Annotated in this window: 19 protein-coding genes; 5 read left to right on the forward strand and 14 right to left on the reverse strand. The window is 72.6% G+C overall.

Features of this window, described 5'->3' with window-relative positions:
* Positions 1-2: 2 nt before the first annotated feature.
* Positions 3-479: a DUF948 domain-containing protein gene (locus tag ACFCLZ_RS08400; RefSeq protein ID WP_380284164.1), complete on the reverse strand. Its 477-nt coding sequence runs from the start codon at positions 477-479 to the stop codon at positions 3-5.
* A gap of 257 nt (positions 480-736) precedes the next feature.
* Between ACFCLZ_RS08400 and ACFCLZ_RS08405 the strand changes: the two genes are divergently transcribed.
* Entirely contained in the window at positions 737-3001 is a 2265-nt protein-coding gene (locus ACFCLZ_RS08405; RefSeq protein WP_380284165.1) for an ATP-binding protein, read from the forward strand.
* 78 nt (positions 3002-3079) lie between these two features.
* Complete coding sequence (locus tag ACFCLZ_RS08410) at positions 3080-3373, forward strand: tetratricopeptide repeat protein (protein WP_380286108.1); 294 nt, start codon at positions 3080-3082, stop codon at positions 3371-3373.
* A gap of 123 nt (positions 3374-3496) precedes the next feature.
* On the opposite strand, the gene rpsD is transcribed toward ACFCLZ_RS08410, so the two are convergent.
* The 3 genes from rpsD to ppk2 form a co-directional block, all read right to left on the reverse strand.
* Positions 3497-4111: a 30S ribosomal protein S4 gene (gene rpsD, locus ACFCLZ_RS08415; RefSeq protein ID WP_376149976.1), complete on the reverse strand. Its 615-nt coding sequence runs from the start codon at positions 4109-4111 to the stop codon at positions 3497-3499.
* Between the two features lie 314 nt (positions 4112-4425).
* Entirely contained in the window at positions 4426-5835 is a 1410-nt protein-coding gene (locus tag ACFCLZ_RS08420; RefSeq protein ID WP_380284166.1) for a replication-associated recombination protein A, read from the reverse strand.
* 56 nt (positions 5836-5891) lie between these two features.
* On the reverse strand, positions 5892-6677 hold the full coding sequence (gene ppk2 / locus ACFCLZ_RS08425) for a polyphosphate kinase 2 (protein WP_380286110.1): 786 nt from the start codon (positions 6675-6677) through the stop codon (positions 5892-5894).
* A 271-nt stretch (positions 6678-6948) separates the two neighbouring features.
* Here ppk2 and ACFCLZ_RS08430 point away from each other — a divergent pair, with 271 nt between their 5' ends.
* Positions 6949-7878 (forward strand): LysR family transcriptional regulator, encoded by a 930-nt coding sequence (locus tag ACFCLZ_RS08430; RefSeq protein ID WP_380284167.1) that lies wholly within the window; start codon positions 6949-6951, stop codon positions 7876-7878.
* A gap of 9 nt (positions 7879-7887) precedes the next feature.
* Here the strand turns inward: ACFCLZ_RS08430 and ACFCLZ_RS08435 are convergent, their stop codons facing one another.
* The 4 genes from ACFCLZ_RS08435 to ACFCLZ_RS08450 form a co-directional block, all read right to left on the reverse strand.
* Entirely contained in the window at positions 7888-8334 is a 447-nt protein-coding gene (locus ACFCLZ_RS08435) for a GNAT family N-acetyltransferase (protein ID WP_380284168.1), read from the reverse strand.
* A gap of 161 nt (positions 8335-8495) precedes the next feature.
* Positions 8496-10286 (reverse strand): aspartate--tRNA ligase, encoded by a 1791-nt coding sequence (aspS, locus tag ACFCLZ_RS08440; RefSeq protein ID WP_380284170.1) that lies wholly within the window; start codon positions 10284-10286, stop codon positions 8496-8498.
* A complete protein-coding gene (gene hisS, locus ACFCLZ_RS08445; RefSeq protein ID WP_380284172.1) occupies positions 10283-11545 on the reverse strand; it encodes a histidine--tRNA ligase in 1263 nt (420 codons plus the stop codon). The genes aspS and hisS overlap by 4 nt, the downstream gene beginning before the upstream one ends.
* Positions 11546-11556: 11 nt before the next feature.
* Complete coding sequence (locus ACFCLZ_RS08450) at positions 11557-12264, reverse strand: MBL fold metallo-hydrolase (RefSeq protein WP_380284173.1); 708 nt, start codon at positions 12262-12264, stop codon at positions 11557-11559.
* Positions 12265-12544: 280 nt separating this feature from the next.
* On the opposite strand from ACFCLZ_RS08450, the gene ACFCLZ_RS08455 reads away from it, so the two are divergent.
* On the forward strand, positions 12545-13384 hold the full coding sequence (locus ACFCLZ_RS08455) for a peptidylprolyl isomerase (RefSeq protein WP_380284175.1): 840 nt from the start codon (positions 12545-12547) through the stop codon (positions 13382-13384).
* Between the two features lie 262 nt (positions 13385-13646).
* Positions 13647-14876 (forward strand): DUF349 domain-containing protein, encoded by a 1230-nt coding sequence (locus ACFCLZ_RS08460; protein WP_380284176.1) that lies wholly within the window; start codon positions 13647-13649, stop codon positions 14874-14876.
* Between the two features lie 72 nt (positions 14877-14948).
* Here ACFCLZ_RS08460 and ACFCLZ_RS08465 read toward each other — a convergent pair whose 3' ends face one another.
* The 6 genes from ACFCLZ_RS08465 to ruvB all read right to left on the reverse strand — a co-directional run bounded on the left by ACFCLZ_RS08465 (position 14949) and on the right by ruvB (position 23029).
* The gene (locus ACFCLZ_RS08465; RefSeq protein WP_380284177.1) at positions 14949-17384 is read right to left on the reverse strand and encodes a RelA/SpoT family protein; all 2436 of its coding nucleotides are present in this window, start codon (positions 17382-17384) and stop codon (positions 14949-14951) included.
* A gap of 214 nt (positions 17385-17598) precedes the next feature.
* Entirely contained in the window at positions 17599-18150 is a 552-nt protein-coding gene (locus tag ACFCLZ_RS08470) for an adenine phosphoribosyltransferase (protein WP_380284178.1), read from the reverse strand.
* A 25-nt stretch (positions 18151-18175) separates the two neighbouring features.
* A complete protein-coding gene (gene secF / locus ACFCLZ_RS08475; RefSeq protein ID WP_380284179.1) occupies positions 18176-19276 on the reverse strand; it encodes a protein translocase subunit SecF in 1101 nt (366 codons plus the stop codon).
* A gap of 4 nt (positions 19277-19280) precedes the next feature.
* Positions 19281-21104: a protein translocase subunit SecD gene (secD, locus tag ACFCLZ_RS08480; RefSeq protein ID WP_380284180.1), complete on the reverse strand. Its 1824-nt coding sequence runs from the start codon at positions 21102-21104 to the stop codon at positions 19281-19283.
* A 144-nt stretch (positions 21105-21248) separates the two neighbouring features.
* Positions 21249-21674 (reverse strand): preprotein translocase subunit YajC, encoded by a 426-nt coding sequence (gene yajC, locus ACFCLZ_RS08485; RefSeq protein WP_380284181.1) that lies wholly within the window; start codon positions 21672-21674, stop codon positions 21249-21251.
* A 272-nt stretch (positions 21675-21946) separates the two neighbouring features.
* On the reverse strand, positions 21947-23029 hold the full coding sequence (ruvB, locus tag ACFCLZ_RS08490; protein WP_380284182.1) for a Holliday junction branch migration DNA helicase RuvB: 1083 nt from the start codon (positions 23027-23029) through the stop codon (positions 21947-21949).
* Between the last annotated feature and the right edge of the window lie 27 nt (positions 23030-23056).

A 23056-nucleotide genomic window follows, 5' to 3' on the forward strand; every position in this document is an offset into this window, starting at 1 on the left:
CGTCAGCTCCTCACCGCGCGCCGGACCCTGGAGAGCAGGCCGCCCCTGGGGGCGGTCGCGGCGCGCACCTCGGCCCGGATCAGCCGGGCCAGCTCCTCGCGCTCGGCCGGCTGGGTGGGCAGCGTGGCGGCGCCCTGCTGCTTGGCGACCGCCTTGCGCACGCCGTAGCTGAACGCCGCGACCTTGACCAGCGGGCCGCCGAGGGTGGCCGCGACGGTGGAGGAGAGCGCGTTGGCGTTGGCCGCCGCGTCCTGCACGTTGGCGGTGATCTCGTCCACCCGCTCCAGCTGCTCGTTGGCGCTGCGCACGGCGGCCCCGGCGTCGGTCAGCAGCGGCACGGCCTGCTCGGTGACGGCGGAGACCAGGACGGTGGCCTCCTTGAGCACCCGCGACAGCCGGACCAGCACGACCGCGAGCAGGGTGACCAGGACCGCCCAGAACACGGCGACGAGCAGGCCGGCCAGCTCTCCCACGGACACCTTTGCGCGCTCCCTCGCCTTGCGTTTCATCGGGCACCCATGCCCGGGCCCTGTCGCCTGGACCTTGCCGGGGTCCGGCAGAATCCAGGAGACAGGCCCTAGGGAACCCTATCGCGACCGCACGGAGTTTCCGGACCGGGTTTCCCCGCGCGGGGCGCGCGGCGATCCGACCGGGTGTGCGATCCGCGCGCGTAACCTACCCGTCGGTCACCTCGTTCTGCCGGGCAGGCCGCCACCCGGGCGGCCCGGACGGACGGATGCCCGGGCCGGCCCGGCCCGGGCCTCGAAGCGGGGAGCAGGGTTTGGACGGGGAATCGACACCGCGGCCGGACCGGCCGGGGCCGGGGCGGCTCCCGGCGGAGGTCACCGGCTTCGTCGGCCGACAGCGCGAGCTGACCGAGCTGGCCCTGCTGCTGGCCGGACACCGGCTGGTGACGGTCACCGGCCCGGGCGGGGTCGGCAAGAGCCGGCTGGCGCTGCGGGCCGCGGCCCGGGCCACCGGCGCGTTCCCGGACGGCACCTGGCTGGTGGAGGTGGCGCCGGTGCGGGACGGGCGGCTGCTCGGGCACGCCGCGCTGGAGGCGCTGCGGCTGACCGACGGCACCGCGCGGTCCCCGCTGGAGGTGCTGGCCGAGCAGCTGGCCGGGCGCCGGCTGCTGCTGGTGCTGGACGGCTGCGAGCACCTGGCGGCGGCCTGCGCCGAGCTGGCCGTGGCGCTGCTGCGGGCCCTGCCCGGCCTGCGGGTGCTGGTCACCAGCCGGGTGGCGCTGCGCACGGCCGGGGAGCACCTGCTGATCCTGGCCCCGCTGCCGGTCGGGCCGCGGGAACCGGCGGGCGCGGCGGGCGCCCTCCCCGACGCGGGGCGGCTGTTCGCCGACCGGGCCCGGGCGGTGCTGCCGTCCTTCGCGGTCACCGCCACGAACGCCGGGGCGATCGCCCGGCTGTGCCGCCGGCTGGACGGCATTCCGCTGGCCGTGGAGCTGGCCGCCGGGTGGCTGCGGGCGCTGTCGGTCGAGCAGATCGACGCCCGGCTGGACGACCGCTTCCGGCTGCTGACCGGCGGCGATCCGGATCCCCTGCCGCACCATCGGACGCTGCGCACCACGATCGGCTGGAGCCATGAGCTCTGCACAGTGCAGGAACGTTTGCTCTGGGCCCGCCTCTCGGTCTTCGCCGGCGGCTTCGACTTCGACGCGGCCGAGTACGTCTGCACCGGCGAGGGCGTCGACCCGGACGAGCTGCTCGACCTGCTCACCGAGCTGGTCGCCAAGTCCGTCGTGCTGCGCGTGGGGGCGCCTCCCGGCCGCCGGGCCGGTGAGGAGAGCCCCTACGGCGTCCGGTTCCGGCTGCTGGACACCCTCCGCGAGTACGGGCTGCAGCGGCTGCGGGCGGGCGGCGAGGAGCTCCGGCTGCTGCGCCGGCACCGGGACTGGTACCTGGGCGTGGCCACCTGGGGCGAGGTCGAGTGGTTCGGCCCCCGGCAGGCGGAGACCGCCGAGCGCACCGCACTGGTGCACGCCGACCTGCGGGCCGCCCTGGAGTTCTGCCTGGCCGAGCCGGGCGAGGAGCAGATCGCGCTGCTGATGGCCGGCACCCTCTGGTTCTACTGGGTCGGCTGCGGCCGCCTCGGCGAGGGCCGGCACTGGCTGGAACGGGCGCTGGCGCTCGACCCCGAGCCCACCGAGGCCCGCGCCAAGGCCCTCTGGGCAACCGGCTACACGGCCACCCTGCAGGGCGACCTGGCGGCCGCCCGGCCCGCCCTGGAGGAGTGCCGCCGCCAGGCGCTGGCCACCGGCGACGACCGCGCGCTGGCCTACGCGGTGCACCGGCAGGGCTGCGCCGCGCTGATCGACGACGAGCCGGCCCGCGCCACCGAGCTGCTCGAGGAGGCGCTCTGGCACTACCGCACCATCGGCGAGCTCAACAGCAACGTACTGATGGCGATGTTCGAGCTGGGCATCACCCACCTCTTCCAGGGCGACCGGGAGAGCGGCGAGCTCTGGCTCGGCCGGGTCCGCGAGCTGTGCGAGGAGCACGGCGAGCAGTGGGCGTACGCGTACGGGCTCTACGCGCTGGCGTACGCGCACTGGCTGAACGGCGAGGTCCGCCCGGCCCGGACGCTGGCCCGGGAGAGCGTGCGGCTCAACCACCTCTTCAACGACCTGCTGGGCATCGTGCTGGCGATCGACCTGCTGGCGCTGCTGGAGACCGAGCCGGCCGGCCCCGGGGAGCGGGGCGACCTGCGCGAGGCCCGGGTGCTGCAGGGCGCCGCGCACCGGATCCGGCGCGCGGTCGGCAAGCCCTTCTTCGGCTCGCGCACCTTCGACGGCCCGCACCGCGCCTGCGAGGAGCGCACCGTCGCCGGGTTGACCGAGCGGGAGTTCACCGACTTCTTCGCCACCGGCACCCGGCTCGACCTGGACGCCGCCGTGCACCGCGCGCTGGGCGGCGGGCACCCCGACGGTCCGGGTCCGCTCCCCGGTGGGGCGGTGAGGCCCCCGGGCGGGCCCGGGAATAGTTGAAACTTGTCCATTGCTGGAGCGGGCGGAACCACCGTACGGAAGGAGCACCCCGTGGCCAACATCGCCGACGAGTACCGCATGGCGAACTTCTACTTCGCATCCAAGGCGTACACCGACGCCGCCCGGATGCTCGAGGGGATCGTCGCCGAGGAGCCGGCCAACCTCTCGGTCCGGCTGCTGCTGGCCCGCAGCTACTTCCACTCCGCCCAGCTGCGCAAGGCCGAGGCCGAGCTGCTCCGGGTGCTGGACGCGGACCCGGCCGAGGACTACGCCCGGCTGATGCTCGGCCGCACCCTGGAGCGCCAGGGCCGCGCCGAGGAGGCCCGCCCGCACCTGCGGCTGGCCTCCGCGATGACCGGCGAGTCGTACTGACCCCACCCGGTCCCCCCTGATCCGTCCGGCCCGCCCGGCCGGTCCGTTCGGACAAGGGCGAGCCCCCGCCGCCACAAGGGCGACGGGGGCTCGCTGGGTACCGCAGGTGATACCGCTCGCGGGTCAGCGCGAGTAGTACTCGACGACGAGCTGCTCGTCGCAGATCACCGGGACCTCCTTGCGCTGCGGCGCACGGTCCAGGCGGAAGGCCAGGGCCTTCAGGTTGACCTCGAGGTACTTCGGGGTCTGGCCCTCGCCCGCGTTGCCACCCTCACGGGCGACCTGGAACGGGACCTTCTCCTTGCTGCGCTCGCGGACGGTGACCACGAAGCCCGGCTTCATCTGGAACGACGGCTTGTTGACCTTGCCGCCGTTGACCTCGATGTGGCCGTGGACGACCATCTGACGGGCCTGGTAGATGGTGCGGGCGATGCCCGAACGCAGCACCAGGGCGTCGAGGCGGGTCTCCAGCTCGGCGACGAGCGCCTCACCGGTCTTGCCCTCGGCCTTCTTCGCGCGGTCGAACGCGCGCGCCATCTGCTTCTCGCTCAGGTCGTACTGAGCGCGCAGACGCTGCTTCTCGACCAGACGGACCTTGTAGTCCGAGTTCTGCTTGCGGCCACGGCCGTGCTGGCCGGGCGGGTACGGGCGGGCCTCGAAGTACTTGACGGACTTCGGGGTCAGCGGCACGCCGAGCGCACGCGCGATCTTGACCTTGGGGCGCTTCTGGTTCGCCATGAACCAAACCTTCCTTGCTTACGAATACGGCTTCACCAGGTGTTGACGGAGGTCGCACGTCGCGACCCGGAGAAAACCCCACCGCCCGAGGGCAGTGCGATCAGCCGCTCTCCGGAGCCGGGCACGAAGTGTGCTTGTCACACGGATCGACCCGGAAACCGGGTCACCCGCGACACCGAAACGGTGCGCGACGCTCCTGGTGCGGACCTCCCGAAGGAGGCCGACGGCCGATGCCCCGCTGGTGCGGCCGGTCGGTCGGGGTCTCCCCCGCCGCCGTCCCGGGACACGGCACTCCGCCCGAGTATACCGGCAGATCACCCTGACATTGATCCGCCCTTGTCCCCACCCTTGCCCTCCCCCTTGGCCGCCCTCCCGGTCTCCCCCCGCAGCCGGGCCCTGGTCCACTCCACCACGTCCGCGTAGCGGGCCTCACCGCCGTGCCGGGTCGGCTGGTAGTACGCCTTGCCGTGCACCGCGTCCGGCGCGTACTGCTGGGCCGCGATGCCCTCCGGCAGGTCGTGCGGGTACCGGTACCCCTTGCCGTGCCCCAGCTTGCCCGCCCCGCCGTAGTGCGCGTCCCGCAGGTGCGGCGGCACCGGGCCGGCCAGCCCCTGCCGCACGTCCGCGAGCGCGGCGTCGATCGCCAGGTAGGCGGCGTTGGACTTGGGCGCCAGGGCGAGCGCGATGGCCGCCTGGGAGAGGATGATCCGCGCCTCCGGGAAGCCGATCAGCGCCACCGCCTGGGCCGCCGACACCGCCGTCTGCAGCGCCGTCGGATCGGCCAGGCCGACGTCCTCGCTGGCCGAGATCATCAGCCTCCGGGCGATGAACCGGGGGTCCTCCCCCGCCTCGATCATCCGGGCCAGGTAGTGCAGCGTGGCGTCCACGTCGCTGCCCCGGATCGACTTGATCAGCGCGCTGGCCACGTCGTAGTGCTGGTCGCCGTCCCGGTCGTAGCGGACCGCCGCGTGGTTGACGGCGGTCTCGGTGGTGGCCAGCGTGATGCTCGCCTCGCCCTTCTCCAGCGCCGCGCCGGCCGCCGCCTCCAGCGTGGTGAGCGCCTTGCGGGCGTCCCCGCCCGCCAGCCGCACCAGGTGGTCCTCGGCCTCCTGGCTCAGCTCCACCGCGCCCTCCAGGCCGCGCTCGTCCGCGACCGCGCGGTGCAGCAGCGCCCGCACGTCGTCGTCGGTCAGCGACTCCAGGGTGAGCAGCAGCGAGCGGGAGAGCAGCGGGGAGATCACCGAGAAGTACGGGTTCTCGGTGGTCGCGGCGATCAGGGTGACCCAGCGGTTCTCCACGGCGGGCAGCAGCGAGTCCTGCTGGGCCTTGGAGAACCGGTGGATCTCGTCGAGGAAGAGCACCGTCTCCCGGCCGGACATGCCGACCGCGCGGCGGGCGCCGTCGATGACCGCGCGGACCTCCTTGACCCCGGCGGTGATCGCGGACAGCTCGACGAACCGCCCCTCCACCGCCTGGCTGATGACGTGCGCCAGCGTGGTCTTGCCGGTGCCCGGCGGGCCCCAGAGGATCACCGAGCTGGTCGCCGCCGGACCGCGCGCGCCCGAGACCAGCCGGCGCAGCGGGGAGCCGTCCTTGAGCAGCTGCCGCTGGCCGGCCACCTCGTCCAGGGTGCGCGGACGCATCCGCACGGCGAGCGGCGCGCGGCCGGGCTCCTTGCTCTGGCGTTCCTCGGCGGCGGCGGTGAAGAGGTCCGGTTCGTCCACACCGGAAGCCTATGCGAGCCCGCCGACAGGACGGCCCGAACGGCCCGGGCCCGCTACTACCCGTCGAGGCCCGCCGCGTGGTCCGGGACGTACCGCTGCAGGTCGCGCGGCGGCCGCTGGTAGCCGCGCGAGGCCGGGCGGTCCGGCAGCTCGATCGCCGGCGGCTTCACCTCGCGGTAGGGGACGGTGGAGAGCAGGTGGGCGATCATGTTGATCCGGGCCCGCCGCTTGTCGTCGCTCTCCACCACGTTCCACGGGGAGTCCGGGGTGTCGGTGTGGAGGAACATCTCGTCCTTGGCCCGCGAGTAGTCCTCCCAGCGGGTGATCGACTCGACGTCCATCGGCGAGAGCTTCCACCGCTTCATCGGGTCCTCCAGCCGGTCCCGGAAGCGCCGCTCCTGCTCGGTGTCGCTGACCGAGAACCAGTACTTGCGCAGCAGCAGGCCGGACTCGGTGAGCATCCGCTCGAAGGTCGGGCACTGCTGCAGGAACTGCCAGTACTCCTCCTCGGTGCAGAAGCCCATCACCTTCTCCACCCCGGCCCGGTTGTACCAGCTGCGGTCGAACAGGACGATCTCCCCGGCGGCCGGCAGGTGCTCCGCGTAGCGCTGGAAGTACCACTGGGTGCGCTGCCGCTCGGTGGGCGCGGGCAGCGCGGCGACCCGGGCGATGCGCGGGTTCAGATACTCCGTCACCCGCTTGATCGCGCCGCCCTTGCCGGCCGCGTCGCGCCCCTCGAAGACCACCACCAGCCGGGCGCCCTCGGCGCGCACCCACTCCTGGAGCTTCACCAGCTCGTGCTGGAGCCGCAGCAGTTCCCGCTCGTAGGGCTTCTTCGCCAGGCGCTCGCCCGGACCGGTCCGCGCTTTGGGGGCGCTCTGCTCGCGCTGGGCCTTCGCTGCCACCTGGGGCCTCCGTTCGGTGGGGTGCTGATGACCCTTCACCGTACGTCCTGGACCGGGTTCCCGCTGGTCGGCGGGTTCCGGCCGGGCAGCGGCGGCCCCCTGAACCGCCGCTGCCCGGCTCCCCCGTCGGCCGGTCCGAGGACCGAACGATCAACCATGACCCAGACCTGCCGGACGGGTCCAATTTCCGGTTCCATAACCTTGGGGCATGGATGTCGACACCCGCCTGCTGCGCAGCTTCGCCGCGGTCTGCGAGGAGGGCCAGCTGACCGCGGCGGCGGCCCGGCTGTTCGTCTCCCAGCCGACGCTGACCAAGCAGATCCGCCAGCTGGAGAGCCAGCTCGGGGTCGAACTCTTCGAACGGTCGCGGCGCGGCATGGCCCCCACCCGGGCCGGCCGGGCGCTGGCCGCGCACGCCGGGGCGCTGCTGGCGGGCTGGGAGGAGGCGCTGCGCGCCACCCGGGCGGCCGCCGCGGACCAGGGCTCGACGCTGCGGGTGGGCTTCGAGGGCGGCATCATCAACCTGATGACCCGGCGCACGGTGGCGGACTTCGCCCGCCGGATGCCGGGCTGGCAGGTGGAGCTGCGGCAGAACAACTGGTTCGACCCGACCTCGGGCCTGGCCACCGGCGAGATCGACCTGACGCTCTGGCACGCCCCGCCGGCGCTCGCCGAGCGGTACAGCGTGGCCGTGCTGGGCGAGGAGGCGCGGTGCGCGGCGCTGCCGGCCGGGCACCGGCTGGCCGACCGTGCGGTGATCGACTTCGAGGAGCTGCTCGACGAGCCCTTCGTGGCGATCCCGCACGAGGCCGGGCACTGGCGGGACTACTGGCTGGCGGTCCGGGAGCGGGGCGGGCGACCGGTGCGGATCGGCGCGGTGGCGCACAACACCGACGAGTGGCTGACCGCGGTGGTGTGCGGCCAGGGCGTCGGTTTCGCCCCGGAGACCATGAGCCGGCTGGCACCGCGCGAGGATGTCGCGTACCGGCCGGTGCGGGGGTTGAGCCCGAGCCAGGTCGGGCTGTACTGGCCGAAGGACCGGGAGCCGACACCCGCCATGACCGCGTTCGTGCGCAGTTGCCGCACCACGATAGGTCTCGGAGGAAAGCCGGCCCGCTCGGCCCGGACGGTGCAGTAGGGCTGGACGCTAGACGGCCTCGAAGGGCTCGGGGTAGTGGCACAGGCCCCGCGGGGAGCCGTCGTACCCGGGCAGTGCGAGCGTCTGGAAGTACCCGTCGGGCACCTCGAACGGGCCGCTCACCTCGTGCCGCTGGGCCGGGATGAAGCCGAATCGGCCGTAGTAGTCGGGATCGCCGAGCACGACGACGAGTTTCTCGCCGGCGTCCTCGGCGGCCGTCAGCGCGGCCCTGACCACCAGCTCGCCGACCCCTTTGCGCTGCCATTCGGGGGCGACGGCGACCGGCGCGAGCGCCAGCCCCTTGCCCTTGCCGACCCGCAGCCGGGTGAGCAGCGCGTGGCCGACCACCAGCCCGGAGTCGTCGACCGCGACCACCGACAGGTCCGGCAGCCAGGCCGGGTCGCGGCGCAGCGCGTCGACCAGGTCGGCCTCGTCGGGGCCGGGGAAGGCGGCCATGTGGACACGTCTGGTGGCGGGGGCGTCCTCGGGACATTCGATCCTGGTACTGACCTTCACAGGGAACCCTCTCTCTGTCGCACGCCGTTGTGGACCGGCCCCGGACAGCGGGAATGCTGTCCGGGGCCGTGAAAGGTTAGCCGATGTCGGCCGACGGGGTGTCAGGCCTTCGGCTGACCCTCGGACTTGGCTTCCTCACGGACCTTGGGCTGGGCGTCGACGCCGGCCTCGCGGCGCTGCGCCGGGGTGATCGGGGTGGGGGCGCCGGTCAGCGGGTCGCCGCCGGTGGACGTCTTCGGGAACGCGATGACGTCCCGGATGGTGTCGTACCCGCCGAGCAGGGTGACGATCCGGTCCAGGCCGAAGGCGACACCGCCGTGCGGCGGCGGGCCGTAGTTGAAGGCGTCCAGCAGGAAGCCGAACTGCGAGGCGGCCTCCTCCTCGGAGAGGCCGATCGCGTCGAACGCCCGCTTCTGCACGTCCCGCTGGTGGATACGGATCGAACCGCCGCCCAGCTCCGAGCCGTTGAGCACGAGGTCGTAGGCGTTGGACAGGGCGTTGCCCGGGTCGGTGTCGAAGGTGGCCAGCGACTGCGCGGTGGGGGCGGTGAAGGGGTGGTGCACGGCGTGCCAGCCCTGGAACGCGCCCTTGTCGTCCTCGATCGGCTCGAACATCGGGAAGTCGACGACCCACAGGAAGGCCCACTGGGACTCGTCGATCAGCTCGCAGCGGCGGCCGATCTCCAGGCGGGCGGCGCCGAGCAGCTCCTGGGAGGCGCGCTCCTTGCCGGCCGCGAAGAAGATCGCGTCGCCGTTCTTGGCGCCGGCGGCGGCGGCCAGGCCGGCCAGGTGCTCCTCGGAGAGGTTCTTGGCGACGGGGCCGCGCAGCTCGCCGGTCTCGGCGTCGATGAGCACGTAGGCGAGGCCGCGGGCGCCGCGCGCCTTGGCCCAGTCCTGCCAGGCGTCGAGCTGCTTGCGCGGCTGCGAGGCGCCGCCGGGCATCACCACGGCGCCGACGTACGGGGCCTGGAAGACCCGGAAGTCGGTGCCCTTGAAGTACGCGGTGAGGTCGGTGAGCTCCTGGCCGAAGCGGACGTCCGGCTTGTCGGAGCCGTAGCGGCCCATGGCGTCGGCGTAGGTCATCCGCGGCAGCGGGTCGGGGATCTCGTAGCCGTGGACCTCGCGCCAGATCGCGCCGATGATCTTCTCGCCGAGGGCCAGGACGTCCTCCTGGTCGACGAAGGAGGCCTCGATGTCCAGCTGGGTGAACTCCGGCTGGCGGTCGGCACGGAAGTCCTCGTCGCGGAAGCAGCGGGCGATCTGGTAGTAGCGCTCCATGCCGGCCACCATCAGCAGCTGCTTGAACAGCTGGGGCGACTGCGGCAGCGCGTACCAGTGGCCGGGCTGCAGGCGGACCGGGACGAGGAAGTCGCGGGCGCCCTCGGGGGTGGAGCGGGTGAGGTACGGCGTCTCGATGTCGAGGTAGTCGTTCTCCTCCATCACCCGGCGGATGATGTTGTTGACCTTGGAGCGCAGGCGCAGGCCCTTGGCCGGGCCCTCACGGCGCAGGTCGAGGTAGCGGTAGCGCAGGCGCACCTCCTCGTTGACCGTGCCGGGCTCGTACTCGGCGACCGGGAACGGCAGCGGCGCGGCCTCGGAGAGGACCTCGATCGCGCTGACGACGACCTCGACGGCGCCGGTCGGGATGTCCGGGTTCTCGTTGCCCTCGGGCCGCACCCGGACGTCGCCGACCACCTTGACGCAGTACTCGGCGCGCAGGCCGTGCACCGAGTCGAGGTCGCGGACCACGATCTGCACGGTGCCGGAGGCGTCGCGCAGGTCGATGAAGGCCACGCCGCCGTGGTCGCGGCGGCGGGCGACCCAGCCGGCCAGGGTGACGGTGGTGCCTGCGTGCTCCGGGCGGAGCGTGCCCGCGTCGTGCGTGCGGATCACAGCTGCTTCTCCTTCAGGGTGGTGACGAGTGCGTCGAGGGCGACGGGGTTCTGCTCGCCGGTGGTGAGGTCCTTGAGCTGGACGACGCCCTCGGCGAGGTCGCGGTCCCCGGCGATGAGGGCGAAGCGGGCGCCGGAACGGTCGGCGGACTTCATGGCGTTCTTGATGCTCTTGACGCCGAAGGCGAGGTCGGTGGCGACGCCGGCCCGGCGCAGCTCGATCACCTTGGCGAACAGGACGTTCTTGGCCTCCTCGCCGAGCGCGACGGCGTAGACGGAGGTGGCGGCCGGCAGGTCGAGGGTGACGCCCTCGGCCTCCAGGGCCAGGAAGGTGCGGTCCACGCCGAGCGCCCAGCCGACCGAGGGCAGCGCCGGGCCGCCGATCATCTCGGACAGGCCGTCGTAGCGGCCGCCGCCGCCGATCGCGGACTGGGCGCCGAGGCCGTTGTGCACGAACTCGAAGGTGGTGCGGGTGTAGTAGTCGAGGCCGCGGACCAGCTTGGGGTCGTCGACGAAGGCGACGCCGTTGGCGGTCAGCAGCTCGCGGACCTTCTCGTCGTAGGCCTTGCAGTCCTCGCAGAGGTAGTCGCGCAGCATCGGGGCGCCGCCGAGCTGGGCCTGCACCGACTCGCGCTTGTCGTCCAGCACCCGCAGCGGGTTGATCCCGGCGCGGCGGCGGGTGTCCTCGTCGAGGTCCAGGCCGGCCAGGAACTCCACCAGGGCGGCGCGGTAGACCGGGCGGCACTGCTTGTCGCCGAGGCTGTTGAGCAGCAGCCGGTAGTCGCTCAGGCCGAGCGCGCGGAAGGCGTCGTCGGCCAGGATGATCAGCTCGGCGTCCAGCGCCGGGTCCTCGGCGCCGATCGCCTCCGCGCCGACCTGCGAGAACTGGCGGTAGCGGCCCTTCTGGGCGCGCTCGTAGCGGTAGTAGGAGCCGGAGTACCAGAGCTTGACCGGCAGGTTGCCCTGCTTGTGCAGGTTGGCCTGGAGCGCGGCGCGCAGCACGGAGGCGGTGCCCTCGGGGCGCAGCGCGAGCTCGTCGCCGCCCTTGGTGGTGAGGGTGTACATCTCCTTGCTGACGATGTCGGTCGACTCGCCGACGCCGCGGGAGAACAGCTTGACGTCCTCGAAGACCGGGGTCTCGACGTAGCCGTAGCCGGCCCGGCGGGCGGGCGCGGCGATCGCCTCGCGGACCGCCAGGAAGGTCGCCGAGCTGGGCGGCAGCAGGTCGTAGGTGCCCTTGGGGGCGGTGAAGGTGCTCAACTTCTCTTCCGTCACATTCCTCGTCGCGGGAAAGCCGGGGCGCCGGCCGCCCCCGCTGCCTGCCGGAGGTAGGGGTTGGTGGCGCGCTCGCGGCCGATGGTGGTCTGTCCGCCGTGGCCGGAGAGGACCACGGTGGCGTCGTCGAGGGGCAGGCACACCCGGGCCAGCGAGCGCAGGATCGCCTCGCCGTCCCCGCCCGGGAGGTCGGTTCGCCCTATGGAGCCGGCGAAGAGCAGGTCGCCCGAGAAGAGCACCGGGGGAAGGTCCTCGGCGGCGGGCGTCCGGAACGTCACCGACCCCCTGGTATGGCCGGGGGCGTGGTCGACGGTGAGTGACAGACCGGCCAGCTCCAGCACGCCGCCGTCGGTGAGCTCGCGCACGTCGTCGGGCTCGCCGACGGTCAGCTCGCCCATCAGCTGGGTGCCGAGCGAGCGGCCGAGCGCTTTCTCCGGGTCGCTCATCATGTAGCGGTCCTCGGGGTGGATCCAGGCCGGGACGCCCTTGGCGCCGCAGACCGGGACCACGGAGGCGACATGGTCGATGTGGCCGTGGGTGAGCACCACCGCGACCGGCTTGAGCCGGTGCTCGCGGACCAGTTCCTCGACGCCGGCGGCGGCCTGGTGGCCCGGATCGACGATGACGCACTCCTCGCCCGGCGCCGGAGCGACCAGGTAGCAGTTGGTGCCCCAGGCTCCAGCGGGGAATCCGGCGATGAACACGCGCGTCCTTCGGTGTCGGTCTTCGGCTCTTCGGCGTCGCTCGCCGCGGCGGCTGGGGCTGCGGCTACGAACGGTGATGTAGGGGCAGCCTACCGGCGGTGCGGGTCCGGTTGCGAACCAGATCCGCGTGACAGGTTCACTTCGAGCTGAACGGTTCACCCCGTTCTTACGGTCGCGGTCCCTACACTTGGCCGCCGATGGGTGCGATGATCCGCATCGGCGTCGCACACAGACGAAGCCCCCACATCCGCGATCAGCACATCCGTAGGAGACAGAGCCGGTGGTCAGCAGCGAACAGCGGCGGCGGCAGCTCGCCCGGGACAAGTACGAGCGCCAGATGGAGCGCCGGGCCGCCCAGGTGGCCGCGCGCAAGCGCCGCAACACGATCCTCGGCGCCTCACTCGCCGTGGTCGTGCTGGCGGGCGGCGGCACCCTCTTCGCGACCGGCGCCTTCGACTCGGACGACAAGAAGAAGGACGACCGCACCGCGCAGGCCGCCCCGTCCCCGGACGCGACCGAGCCCACCGCGGCGACCCGCAAGCCGGTCGAGGGCTGCGGGGAGCCGGCGCCGGGCGCCCCGAACGGCAAGCAGTGGCAGGCCGAGCCGGCGATGACCGTGGACGCCAAGGCCTCCTACGCGGTGACCCTGGACACCAACTGCGGCAAGGTGACGCTGTCGCTGGACGCCGCCAAGGCGCCGCACACGGTGAACTCCTTCGCCTTCCTGGCCGGCGAGCAGTACTTCGACCACACCAAGTGCCACCGGCTCACCACCGACGGCATCTTCGTGCTGCAGTGCGGCGACCCGACCGCCAGCGCCACCGCCCCGGGCGGAACCGGCGGTCCCGGCTACAAGTTCGCCGACGAGAACCTCACCGGCGCCACCTACCCGGCCGGCACCGTGGCGATGGCCAACGCCGGCCCGGGCACCAACGGCAGCCAGTTCTTCCTCGTCTACAAGGACACCCAGCTGTCGCCGAACTACACCCCGTTCGGCAAGATCACCGGCGGTCTGGACGTGCTCCAGAAGATCGCCGCCGCGGGCACCCTGGAGGGCGGCACGGACGGCCACCCGATGGCCGACGTCACCCTCAACTCGGTGACCGCCGCCAAGGGTTGATCCGCCCCGGAGCCCTCCCGGCGCGCCGCCAGGGCGCGCCGGGGCGGCCCCGGCCCGAAATCGCCCGGCCCGGATGCGGACAGCACCGGGCCTGGTCGCCTATGTTGGCGTTGTGTAGGGTGCCCAGACCCGCCGGCCGTCACCCTCGGCAGCAGGACACGGCGGACGGGGACGGCGGACTCATCGGTCCGCCGCACATCAACTGTGGACGACGGACGCGTACCGCCCCGGCGCGGGCGCGACGTCATGTGGAGGACGCGCTATGAGCAGCGACCCGTGGGGCCGTGTCGACGAGCAGGGCACGGTCTACGTCAGGACGGCCGACGGCGAACGCGTCGTGGGTTCCTGGCAGGCCGGCTCGCCCGAGGAGGCGCTCGCCTACTTCGAGCGCAAGTACCAGGGCATCGAGGTGGAGATCGGCCTGCTGGAGAAGCGGGTGCGCACCACCGACCTGGCCGCCAAGGACGCCCAGGCCGCACTGGAGCACCTGCGCGAGCAGGTCACCGAGGCGCACGCGGTCGGCGACCTGGCCTCGCTGGCCCAGCGGCTGGACGCGCTCGCCGGCGAGATCGACAGCCGCCGCGAGGAGCGCAAGGTCGCCCGGGCCAAGGCCCAGGACGAGACCCGCACCGCCAAGGAGGCGCTGGTCGCCGAGGCCGAGCAGCTCGCCGAGTCCACCCAGTGGCGGGAGGCCGGCGACCGGCTGCGCGCCCTGGTGGACACCTGGAAGGGCCTGCCCCGCCTGGACCGCAAGAGCGACGACGAGCTGTGGCACCGCTTCTCGCACGCCCGCTCGGTCTTCTCCAAGCACCGCAAGTCGCACTTCGCGGCGCTGGACGCCGAGCGCGAGCAGGCCCGGCTCACCAAGGAGCAGCTGGTCACCGAGGCCGAGGCGCTCTCCTCCTCCACCGAGTGGGGCGACACCGCGGCGAGCTACCGCGACCTGATGGCGCGCTGGAAGGCCGCCGGCCGCGCCCAGCGCGACGTCGAGGACGAGCTGTGGGCGCGGTTCCGCGGCGCCCAGGACGTCTTCTTCCAGGCGCGCTCCGCGGTGTTCAGCGAGCGCGACGCCGAGCAGGTCGCCAACCAGAAGCTCAAGGAGGCGCTGGCGGCCGAGGCCGAGGCGATCCTGCCGATCACCGACCTCAAGGCGGCCAAGGCGGCGCTGCGCGAGGTCAACGAGCGCTGGGAGGCCATCGGCCACGTGCCGCGCGACGTCCGTCCGAAGCTGGACGGCCGGCTGAACACGGTCGAGCGGGCCATCCGCGAGGCCGAGGACAGCGAGTGGAAGCGCTCCAACCCGGAGGCCAAGGCCCGCGCCGCCGGCATGGTCGGCCTGTTCCAGGCCAAGGCGGAGAAGCTGCGCACCGACCTGGACAAGGCCCGCGCGGCCGGCAACACCGCCAAGGCGGCGAAGCTGGAGTCCGAGCTGGCCGGCGTCCAGGAGCTGCTGGAGCAGGCGCACCGCAGCCAGGAGGAGTTCAGCGGCTGATCCGGCCGCGGACCCACGCGAAAGGGCCCCCGGGGAGCGATCCCCGGGGGCCCTTTCGCGTGGCGTGGCCGGCTACTTGCGGGCCGAGGTGACGCGGTAGACGTCGTAGACGCCCTCGACGCCGCGGACCGCCTTGAGGACGTGGCCCAGGTGCTTGGGGTCGCCCATCTCGAAGGTGAAGCGGCTCATCGCCACCCGGTCCCGGGAGGTCTGCACGGCCGCCGACAGGATGTTGACGTGCTGGTCGGACAGCACCCGGGTGACGTCGGAGAGCAGCCGGGAGCGGTCCAGCGCCTCGACCTGGATGGCCACCAGGAAGACCGAGGACTGGGTGGCCGCCCACTCGACCTCGATCATCCGCTCGGGCTGCTGGCTGAGCGCCTCGACGTTGACGCAGTCGGCGCGGTGCACCGAGACGCCGTTGCCGCGGGTGACGAAGCCGACGATGGCGTCGCCCGGCACCGGGGTGCAGCAGCGCGACAGCTTCACCCAGACGTCCTCGACGCCCTTGACGATCACGCCCGGGTCGCCCTTGGCCCGGCGGCGCACCGCGCGCCGGTTGTCGTGGGTCGGGGTGGCCGTCTCGGCGAGGTCCTCGGTGGCGCCCTCCTCGCCGCCCAGCGCCTGCACCAGCTTCTGGACGATGTTCTGCGCGGTGACGTGGCCCTCGCCGATCGCCGCGTAGAGCGAGGAGATGTCCGGGTAGCGCATCTCGTGGGCGAGGGTGACCAGCGAGTCGCCGGTGAGGATCCGCTGGATCGGCAGGCCCTGCTTGCGCATCGCGCGGGCGATGGCCTCCTTGCCCTGCTCGATCGCCTCCTCGCGGCGCTCCTTGGAGAACCAGGCGCGGATCTTGTTGCGGGCCCGGGGGGACTTGACGAAGCCCAGCCAGTCACGGGACGGCCCGGCGTTCTCCGCCTTGGAGGTGAACACCTCGACCGTGTCGCCGTTCTCCAGGGTCGACTCCAGCGGCACCAGCCGCCCGTTCACCCGGGCCCCGATGGTGCGGTAGCCGACCTCGGTGTGCACCGCGAACGCGAAGTCCACCGGGGTGGCCCCGGCCGGGAGGGCTATGACATCGCCCTTGGGGGTGAAGACGAAGACCTCGTTGCTGGCCAGGTCGAAGCGCAGCGACTCCAGGAACTCGCTGGGGTCGGCGGTCTCCTTCTGCCAGTCCAGCAGCTGCCGCAGCCAGGCCATCTCGTTGACGGCGCCGGCCTTGTCGTCCTTGCGGGTCTGGGTCGGGGTGTCGGTGCGCACCTTGGAGGCGCCGGCCACCGCGCGCTGCTTGTACTTCCAGTGCGCGGCGATGCCGTACTCGGCGCGGCGGTGCATGTCGAAGGTGCGGATCTGCAGCTCGACGGGCTTGCCCCCGGGACCGATCACCGTGGTGTGCAGCGACTGGTACATGTTGAACTTGGGCATCGCGATGTAGTCCTTGAACCGCCCCGGCACCGGGTTCCACCGCGCGTGGATGGTGCCCAGCGCCGCGTAGCAGTCGCGGACGGTGTCGACCAGGACCCGGATGCCCACCAGGTCGTAGATCTCGGCGAAGTCCCGGCCCCGGACGATCATCTTCTGGTAGACCGAGTAGTAGTGCTTCGGCCGGCCGGTGACCGAGGCCGTGATCCGGGCACCGCGCAGGTCGCCCTGGACCTGGTCGATGACGGTCGCCAGGTACTCGTCCCGCTTGGGGGCGCGCTCGGCGACCAGCCGGACGATCTCGTCGTACATCTTGGGGTAGAGGATCGCGAAGGCGAGGTCCTCCAGCTCCCACTTGATGGTGTTCATGCCCAGCCGGTGCGCCAGCGGGGCGTAGATCTCCAGGGTCTCGCGGGCCTTCTTCTCCTGCTTCTCCCGCTTGAGGTAGCGCATGGTGCGCATGTTGTGCAGGCGGTCGGCCAGCTTGATCACCAGGACCCGGGGGTCCTTGGCCATCGCGACGACCATCTTGCGGACCGTCTCGGCCTGCGCGGCCTCGCCGAACTTGACCCGGTCCAGCTTGGTGACGCCGTCCACCAGCAGGGCCACCGAGTCGCCGAAGTCCTTGCGCAGGGTCTCCAGGCCGTAGTCGGTGTCCTCGACGGTGTCGTGCAGCAGCCCGGCCATCAGCGTCGGGGCGTCCATGCCCAGCTCGGCCAGGATCGTCGCGACCGCCAGCGGGTGGGTGATGTACGGGTCGCCGCTCTTGCGCTTCTGCCCGCGGTGCCACTTCTCGGCGACCGCGTATGCCTTCTCGATGTCGCGCAGCAGCGCCGGGTCGGCCTTGGGGTCGTTGGCCCGGATCGAGCGGAAGAGCGGCTCCAGGACGGGGTTGAGCACGCTGGAGCGCTGGCCGCCGAGGCGGGCGAGGCGGGCCCGCATGCCGCCGCCGGCGGAGGGGCCGCGGCCGGCCGGGGCGGACGGGCGGGACGGGGTCGGCGCCGGACGTGCCGGGGTGGCCCCCGAGGGCGTGGGCCGGTTCTCGGGGGCGGCCGCAGCCGCCGTGGGCACAACCTCGTCGGGCAAGGACACTCCTCAGGGCGCTCGGCCTGCCCCCCGCGGGCGCCGCACGGCTCGGGCCGCGGCCCGCGCAACCGGGAGGGGATGAATCTTCATGGTACCGAGCCTTGCGCCGGGACGTTCGGTCGGCCGGGCCCGCACACACGGCGGACATCCGCCGGACACACCAGCGGGCGGCGGCCGGAATGCTCCGGCCGCCGCCCGCCTGGGTCGTGCGTCCTCAGACCGTGACCAGCGTCTCCAGCGGAGCGCCGCCCAGGTGCGGGGTCAGCCGCCCGCGCCCGTCGAGGAAGCCCAGCTCCATCAGCACGACCACGCCGGCCAGCTCCGCGCCGGCCTCCTTGACCAGGTCCAGCGAGGCGCCGATGGTCCCGCCGGTGGCGAGCACGTCGTCCACCACCAGCACCCGCTCACCGGGCGCGAAGGCGTCGCACTGCACCTCCAGCGTCGCCGAGCCGTACTCCAGCTCGTACGAGCGGCGGAACACCTCGCCGGGCAGCTTGCCCTGCTTGCGGATCGGCACGAAGCCGATCCCGGCCGCGAAGGCCGCCGGGGCGGCCAGCACGAAGCCGCGCGCCTCCAGGCCGACCACCTTGGTGGCCCCGAGCGCCGCGGCCCGGTCCGCCAGCGCCCGGGTGAGCGCGGCGAAGGCCTCGGCGTCGGCGAGCAGCGGCGCGATGTCCTTGAACAGCACGCCGGGCTTCGGGTAGTCCTGGACGTCCCGGATCCGGCTGGTGAGCAGCTCGGCCAGGGGTGTGTCGGCGGTGGTCACGAAGGGTCCTAACGGTCGACTCGGGTCAGCGCTTGGTGGACGGACGGCCCTTGGCGCGCGTGGTGCCGGCCGCGCCACCGCGCTGGCCGACCATACCCGCCGGCAGGTCCTCGTCGGCGATCTCCTCGCTGTCGCCCGCCTCCTTGGCCGTGGCGGCCTTGGCGTCGGCGGCGCGGCGCTGGGCGACCCGCTTGGCCAGGGCCTTCATCTCCGGCGCCTCCTCCTTCAGCTGCGCGAGCAGCGGGGTGGCGACGCAGATCGAGGAGTAGGCACCGGCGGCGAGACCGATGAACAGCGCCAGCGAGATGTCGTTCAGGGTGCCGGCACCGAGCAGACCGCCGCCGATGAACAGCAGCGCCGCCACCGGGAGCAGGGCGACCACGGTGGTGTTGAGCGAGCGGACCAGGGTCTGGTTGAGGCCCGCGTTGGCCGCGTCGCTGTAGGTGAGCTTGTTCTGCTTGGTGATCCCCTTGGTGTTCTCCTTCACGGTGTCGAAGACGACGACCGTGTCGTAGAGGGAGTACCCGAGGATGGTCAGGAAGCCGATCACGGTGCCCGGGGTGACCTCGAAGCCCACCAGGGCGTAGACGCCGATGGTGATCAGGAGGTCGTGGATGAGGGCGACCAGCGCGGCCACCGCCATCCGCCACTCGAAGGCGATCGCCAGGTAGATCGTCACCAGGATCATGAAGATGACCAGACCGGTGAGCGCCTTGTTGGAGATCTGCTCGCCCCAGCTGGGGCCGATCACCTGGGCCTCGATCTCGCCGACCGGGACGCCGAGCTCCTGCGACAGCTTGCCGGTGACCTCCGCGGAGGTGGTCTTGTCCTCCGAGGAGATCTGGATGCGGATCTTGCCGTTGTCGGTGGACTGCACCAGCGGGTGCGAGGAGACGATCTTGTCGACCGCCTCCTGGGTCTGCGACACCGTCAGCCCCGGCTTGGTCACGGTGTAGACCGAGCCGCCCTTGAACTCGATGCCCAGGTGCAGGCCCATCGCCAGGCCGATCCCGGCGACCAGGACGATCGCCGCGGAGATGCTGTACCAGAGCTTGCGCCGGCCGACGAAGTCGAAGCTGATTTCGCCCTGGTAGAGCTTGTGGCCCAGATTGGAGAAGCGCGACACGGTGTCAGGCCTCCTTCACGGCGGCGGAGGACGAGGGGGTGCGACGACGGGTGCTGCGCAGCGGCGGGCGGGCGCCCAGCCGCTTCGGGTCCAGCCCGGACCACGGGTGGCCGTCGAGGAAGAACTTCCGGCGGGCCAGCAGCGTGATCAGCGGCTTGGTGAAGAGGAAGATGACGACGACGTCGAGCGCCGTGGTCAGGCCCAGCGTGAACGCGAAGCCCTGGACCTTGCCGACCGAGACCAGGTAGAGCACGGCGGCACAGAGGAAGGACACGAAGTCCGACACCAGGATGGTGCGCCGGGCGCGCGGCCAGGCCCGCTGGACGGCCGGGCGCAGCGGGGAGCCCTCGCGGACCTCGTCGCGGATGCGCTCGAAGTACACGATGAAGGAGTCGGCGGTGATACCGATCGCGACGATGGCACCGCAGACGGCCGGCAGGTTCAGCGCGAAGCCGATCCCGGCGCCGAGCAGGCTCATGATCGAGTAGGTCAGCGCCGCCGAGACGAGCAGACCGGCGATCGAGACCAGGCCCAGACCGCGGTAGTAGACCAGCGAGTAGGCGACCACCAGGATCATGCCGATCAGACCGGCGACCAGGCCGGCCTTCAGCTGGTCGCCGCCGAGCTGCGGGGAGACGGTGGTGACGTCGCTGGTGGTGAACTCCAGCGGCAGGGCGCCGAAGCTCAGCACGTTCGCGAGGTTCTGCGCCTCGGTCTGGGTGAAGTTGCCGGAGATCACGGCCGAGCCGCCGGGGATGGCGCTGCGCACGTACGGGTGGGAGACGACCTGGCCGTCCAGCACGATGGCGAACTGGTTGGTCGGGTCGGGCTGGGCGGCGAGCTGGCCGGTGACGGCGGTGAAGGCGTCGGTGCCGGTGCCGTCGAACTGGAGCTGGACCTGCCAGCCGCCACCCTGCTGGGTGTCGATGGTGGCCTGCGCCTTGGAGACGTTCTTACCCTGCACCGCGACCGGGCCGAGGGCGAGCTTGTAGTAGACGCCGTTCTCGTCCTTCTGGGTGCAGGCGACCGCCGGAGCGTTGTCGGCGCCCTGGTAGTTCTTCCGCTGGTCCGGCTTGGTGCAGTCCATCGCGGCGAACTGGGCGGCCAGCTCCGGCGGGACGGTGCCCGAGGTCATCGCCGTGGAGAGGTCCGGCGTGGCCGCCGGGTCGGTCGCGGCGGCGCTCGGGGCGCCGGTGGCGGCGGGCGCCGAGGGGGCGCCGGAGGCGGTGGCACCGGTGGTGGCGGCGGGCGTCGTCGGGGTGTCGGCCGCGAGGGCCTCACCGGCCGGGCGGCCCTGCTTGGTGGCGCTCGCGCTCGGGGTGCCGGTCGCGGCGGCGGTTCCGCTCGCGCTCGGGGTGCCGGTGGCGGCCGGGGCGCTCGGGGTGCCGCTCGCGCCCGCCGACGGGGACGCGGTCGGGGCCGGGGCCTGGATGCCGCTCGGGGCCAGGGCGAGGACCGGGCGGAAGAACAGCTTCGCGGTGGTACCGACCTGGTCGGCCGCGCTCTGCTTGTCACCGCCCTTGGGGATGTTCACGATGATGTTGCGGTCGCCCTGGGTCTGGACCTCCGCCTCGGAGACGCCCATACCGTTGACGCGCTGCTCGATGATCCCGGTGGCGATGTCCATGTTGGACTTGTTGATCGCCTTGGGGTCGGTCGACTTCGCGCTCAGCGTGATGCTGGTACCGCCGGCGAGGTCGATACCGAGCCGGGGCTTGGTGTTGCCCGTCCCGAACATGAGGGCGACCAGTCCGACGGTGACGACCAGGATGAGGGCCAACGCCCGCCCTGGGTAACCGTCGCGCGGGCGCGACTTGGGTGTTGCCACCTTGCTCGTTTCTCCCTGTCCATGCCACTTCCCCCCACCGACCCCCGCCCGGCACGCGGCTGGGCGGGGAGTGGCGGAACTGCGGCCCTGAGTCCTGTGGGCTCGCGGCACAACGCCGCGCGGCCGGGCGGGTGCCCGACCGTACTACTTGCTCGCGGGAGCCCCGCCCTCGGCCTCGGCCTTCGCGTCGCCCTTGTCGGCGTCGTCCTTGCTGAACGACAGCGGCTTCGCGTCGGCCTGCGCGGCCTCGACCTCGACGTCCTCGTCCGAGGCGTCGACCCCCTCGTCCTCGGCCGGGCGACCGTGGATGATCGCGTCGTACTCGTCGCGGTCCAGGATCGCGGCGATCGCGCTCTTGGTGAAGTGGGAGACCACGCCCGGCGCGATCTCCAGCTCGACGGTCTCCTCGTTGACCGCCTTCACCAGCGCGTACAGACCGCCGATGGTCCGCACGCCCGCCCCCGGCTCCAGCGACGTCTGCATCCGCTGCATCTGCTGCTGGCGCTTCTTCTGCGACCGGAACATGAGCACGATCGCGAGGATCGGGAGGAGAAGGATGATGAGGTTCACTGCAGCCAGGGTCCTTTACGGGCCGCCGGCCGGCGGCCTGTGTGGTATTGGTCGTCCCGTCGGGTGAGAGGGGCGGTCCGGCGGAGTCTAGGCGACCCCGAAGTGATCGGACAACGCCAAGCATCGCATCCTGCCGCCGAAAGTGGCGAGCCTCCGCCTGCACTGTTTCCCCGGACTTCTCCCCCGCCTTCGCCGGGTGCCCCGCACGGCGGGCGCGCATGATCCGCACACGCTCCGCCGTCACCCGTTCGGCCCAGACCCCGGGCGCGCCGTCAGTCCTCGGCCTTCTCCTGGGCGAAGAGCTCCGGCTGGGGCGGCACCGCGCCGCGCCCGGGCTGCGCCGGCGGAGTGAGGCCCAGGTGCCGCCAGGCCCCGGCGGTGGCGATCCGCCCGCGCGGGGTGCGGGCCAGCAGACCCTCGCGGACCAGGAACGGCTCGGCGACCTCCTCGACCGTCTCGGCCTCCTCCCCGACCGCGACCGCCAGGGTCGACAGCCCGACCGGGCCGCCGCCGAACAGCCGCAGCAGCGCGTCCAGCACCGCCCGGTCCAACCGGTCCAGACCACGGGCGTCCACCTCGTAGACGTCCAGCGCCTGGCCCGCGATCGCGGCGTTGACCACGCCGTCGTGCCGCACCTGCGCGTAGTCGCGGACCCGGCGCAGCAGCCGGTTGGCGATCCGCGGCGTGCCCCGCGAACGGCCGGCGATCTCGGCGGCGGCGGCCGGGTCGATCTCCACGTCCAGCAGCGCGGCCGAGCGGTGCACCACCCGCTGCAGCTCGGCGGGCGCGTAGAACTCCATGTGCCCGGTGAAGCCGAACCGGTCGCGCAGCGGCGGCGGCAGCAGGCCGGCCCGGGTGGTCGCGCCGACCAGGGTGAACGGCGGCAACTCCAGCGGAATGGCGGTCGCGCCGGGCCCCTTGCCGACGATCACGTCGACCCGGAAGTCCTCCATCGCCATGTAGAGCATCTCCTCGGCCGGCCGGGACATCCGGTGGATCTCGTCGAGGAACAGCACCTCGCCCTCCGCGAGCGAGGAGAGGATCGCCGCGAGGTCGCCCGCGTGCTGGATCGCCGGGCCGGAGGTGATCCGGATCGGGGCGCCCAGCTCGGCCGCGATGATCATCGACAGGGTGGTCTTGCCGAGCCCGGGCGGGCCGCTGAGCAGCACGTGGTCGGGGGCGGCGCCGCGCTGGCGGGCCGCCTGGAGCACCAGCGACAGCTGCTCGCGCACCCGCTCCTGGCCGATGAACTCGTCCAGCAGCCGGGGGCGCAGCGCCGCCTCGACGGCCTGGTCCTCCCCGTCGGCGGCGGCGGTCACCAGCCGGTCGGCGGGCTCGGAGTCGTACGGGCTCATCGGAGGGGGCTCCCACATCGGTGTCGA

Origin of the sequence: Kitasatospora purpeofusca (genome assembly GCF_042691725.1) — a bacterium.
Lineage (GTDB): Bacteria > Actinomycetota > Actinomycetes > Streptomycetales > Streptomycetaceae > Kitasatospora > Kitasatospora purpeofusca_B.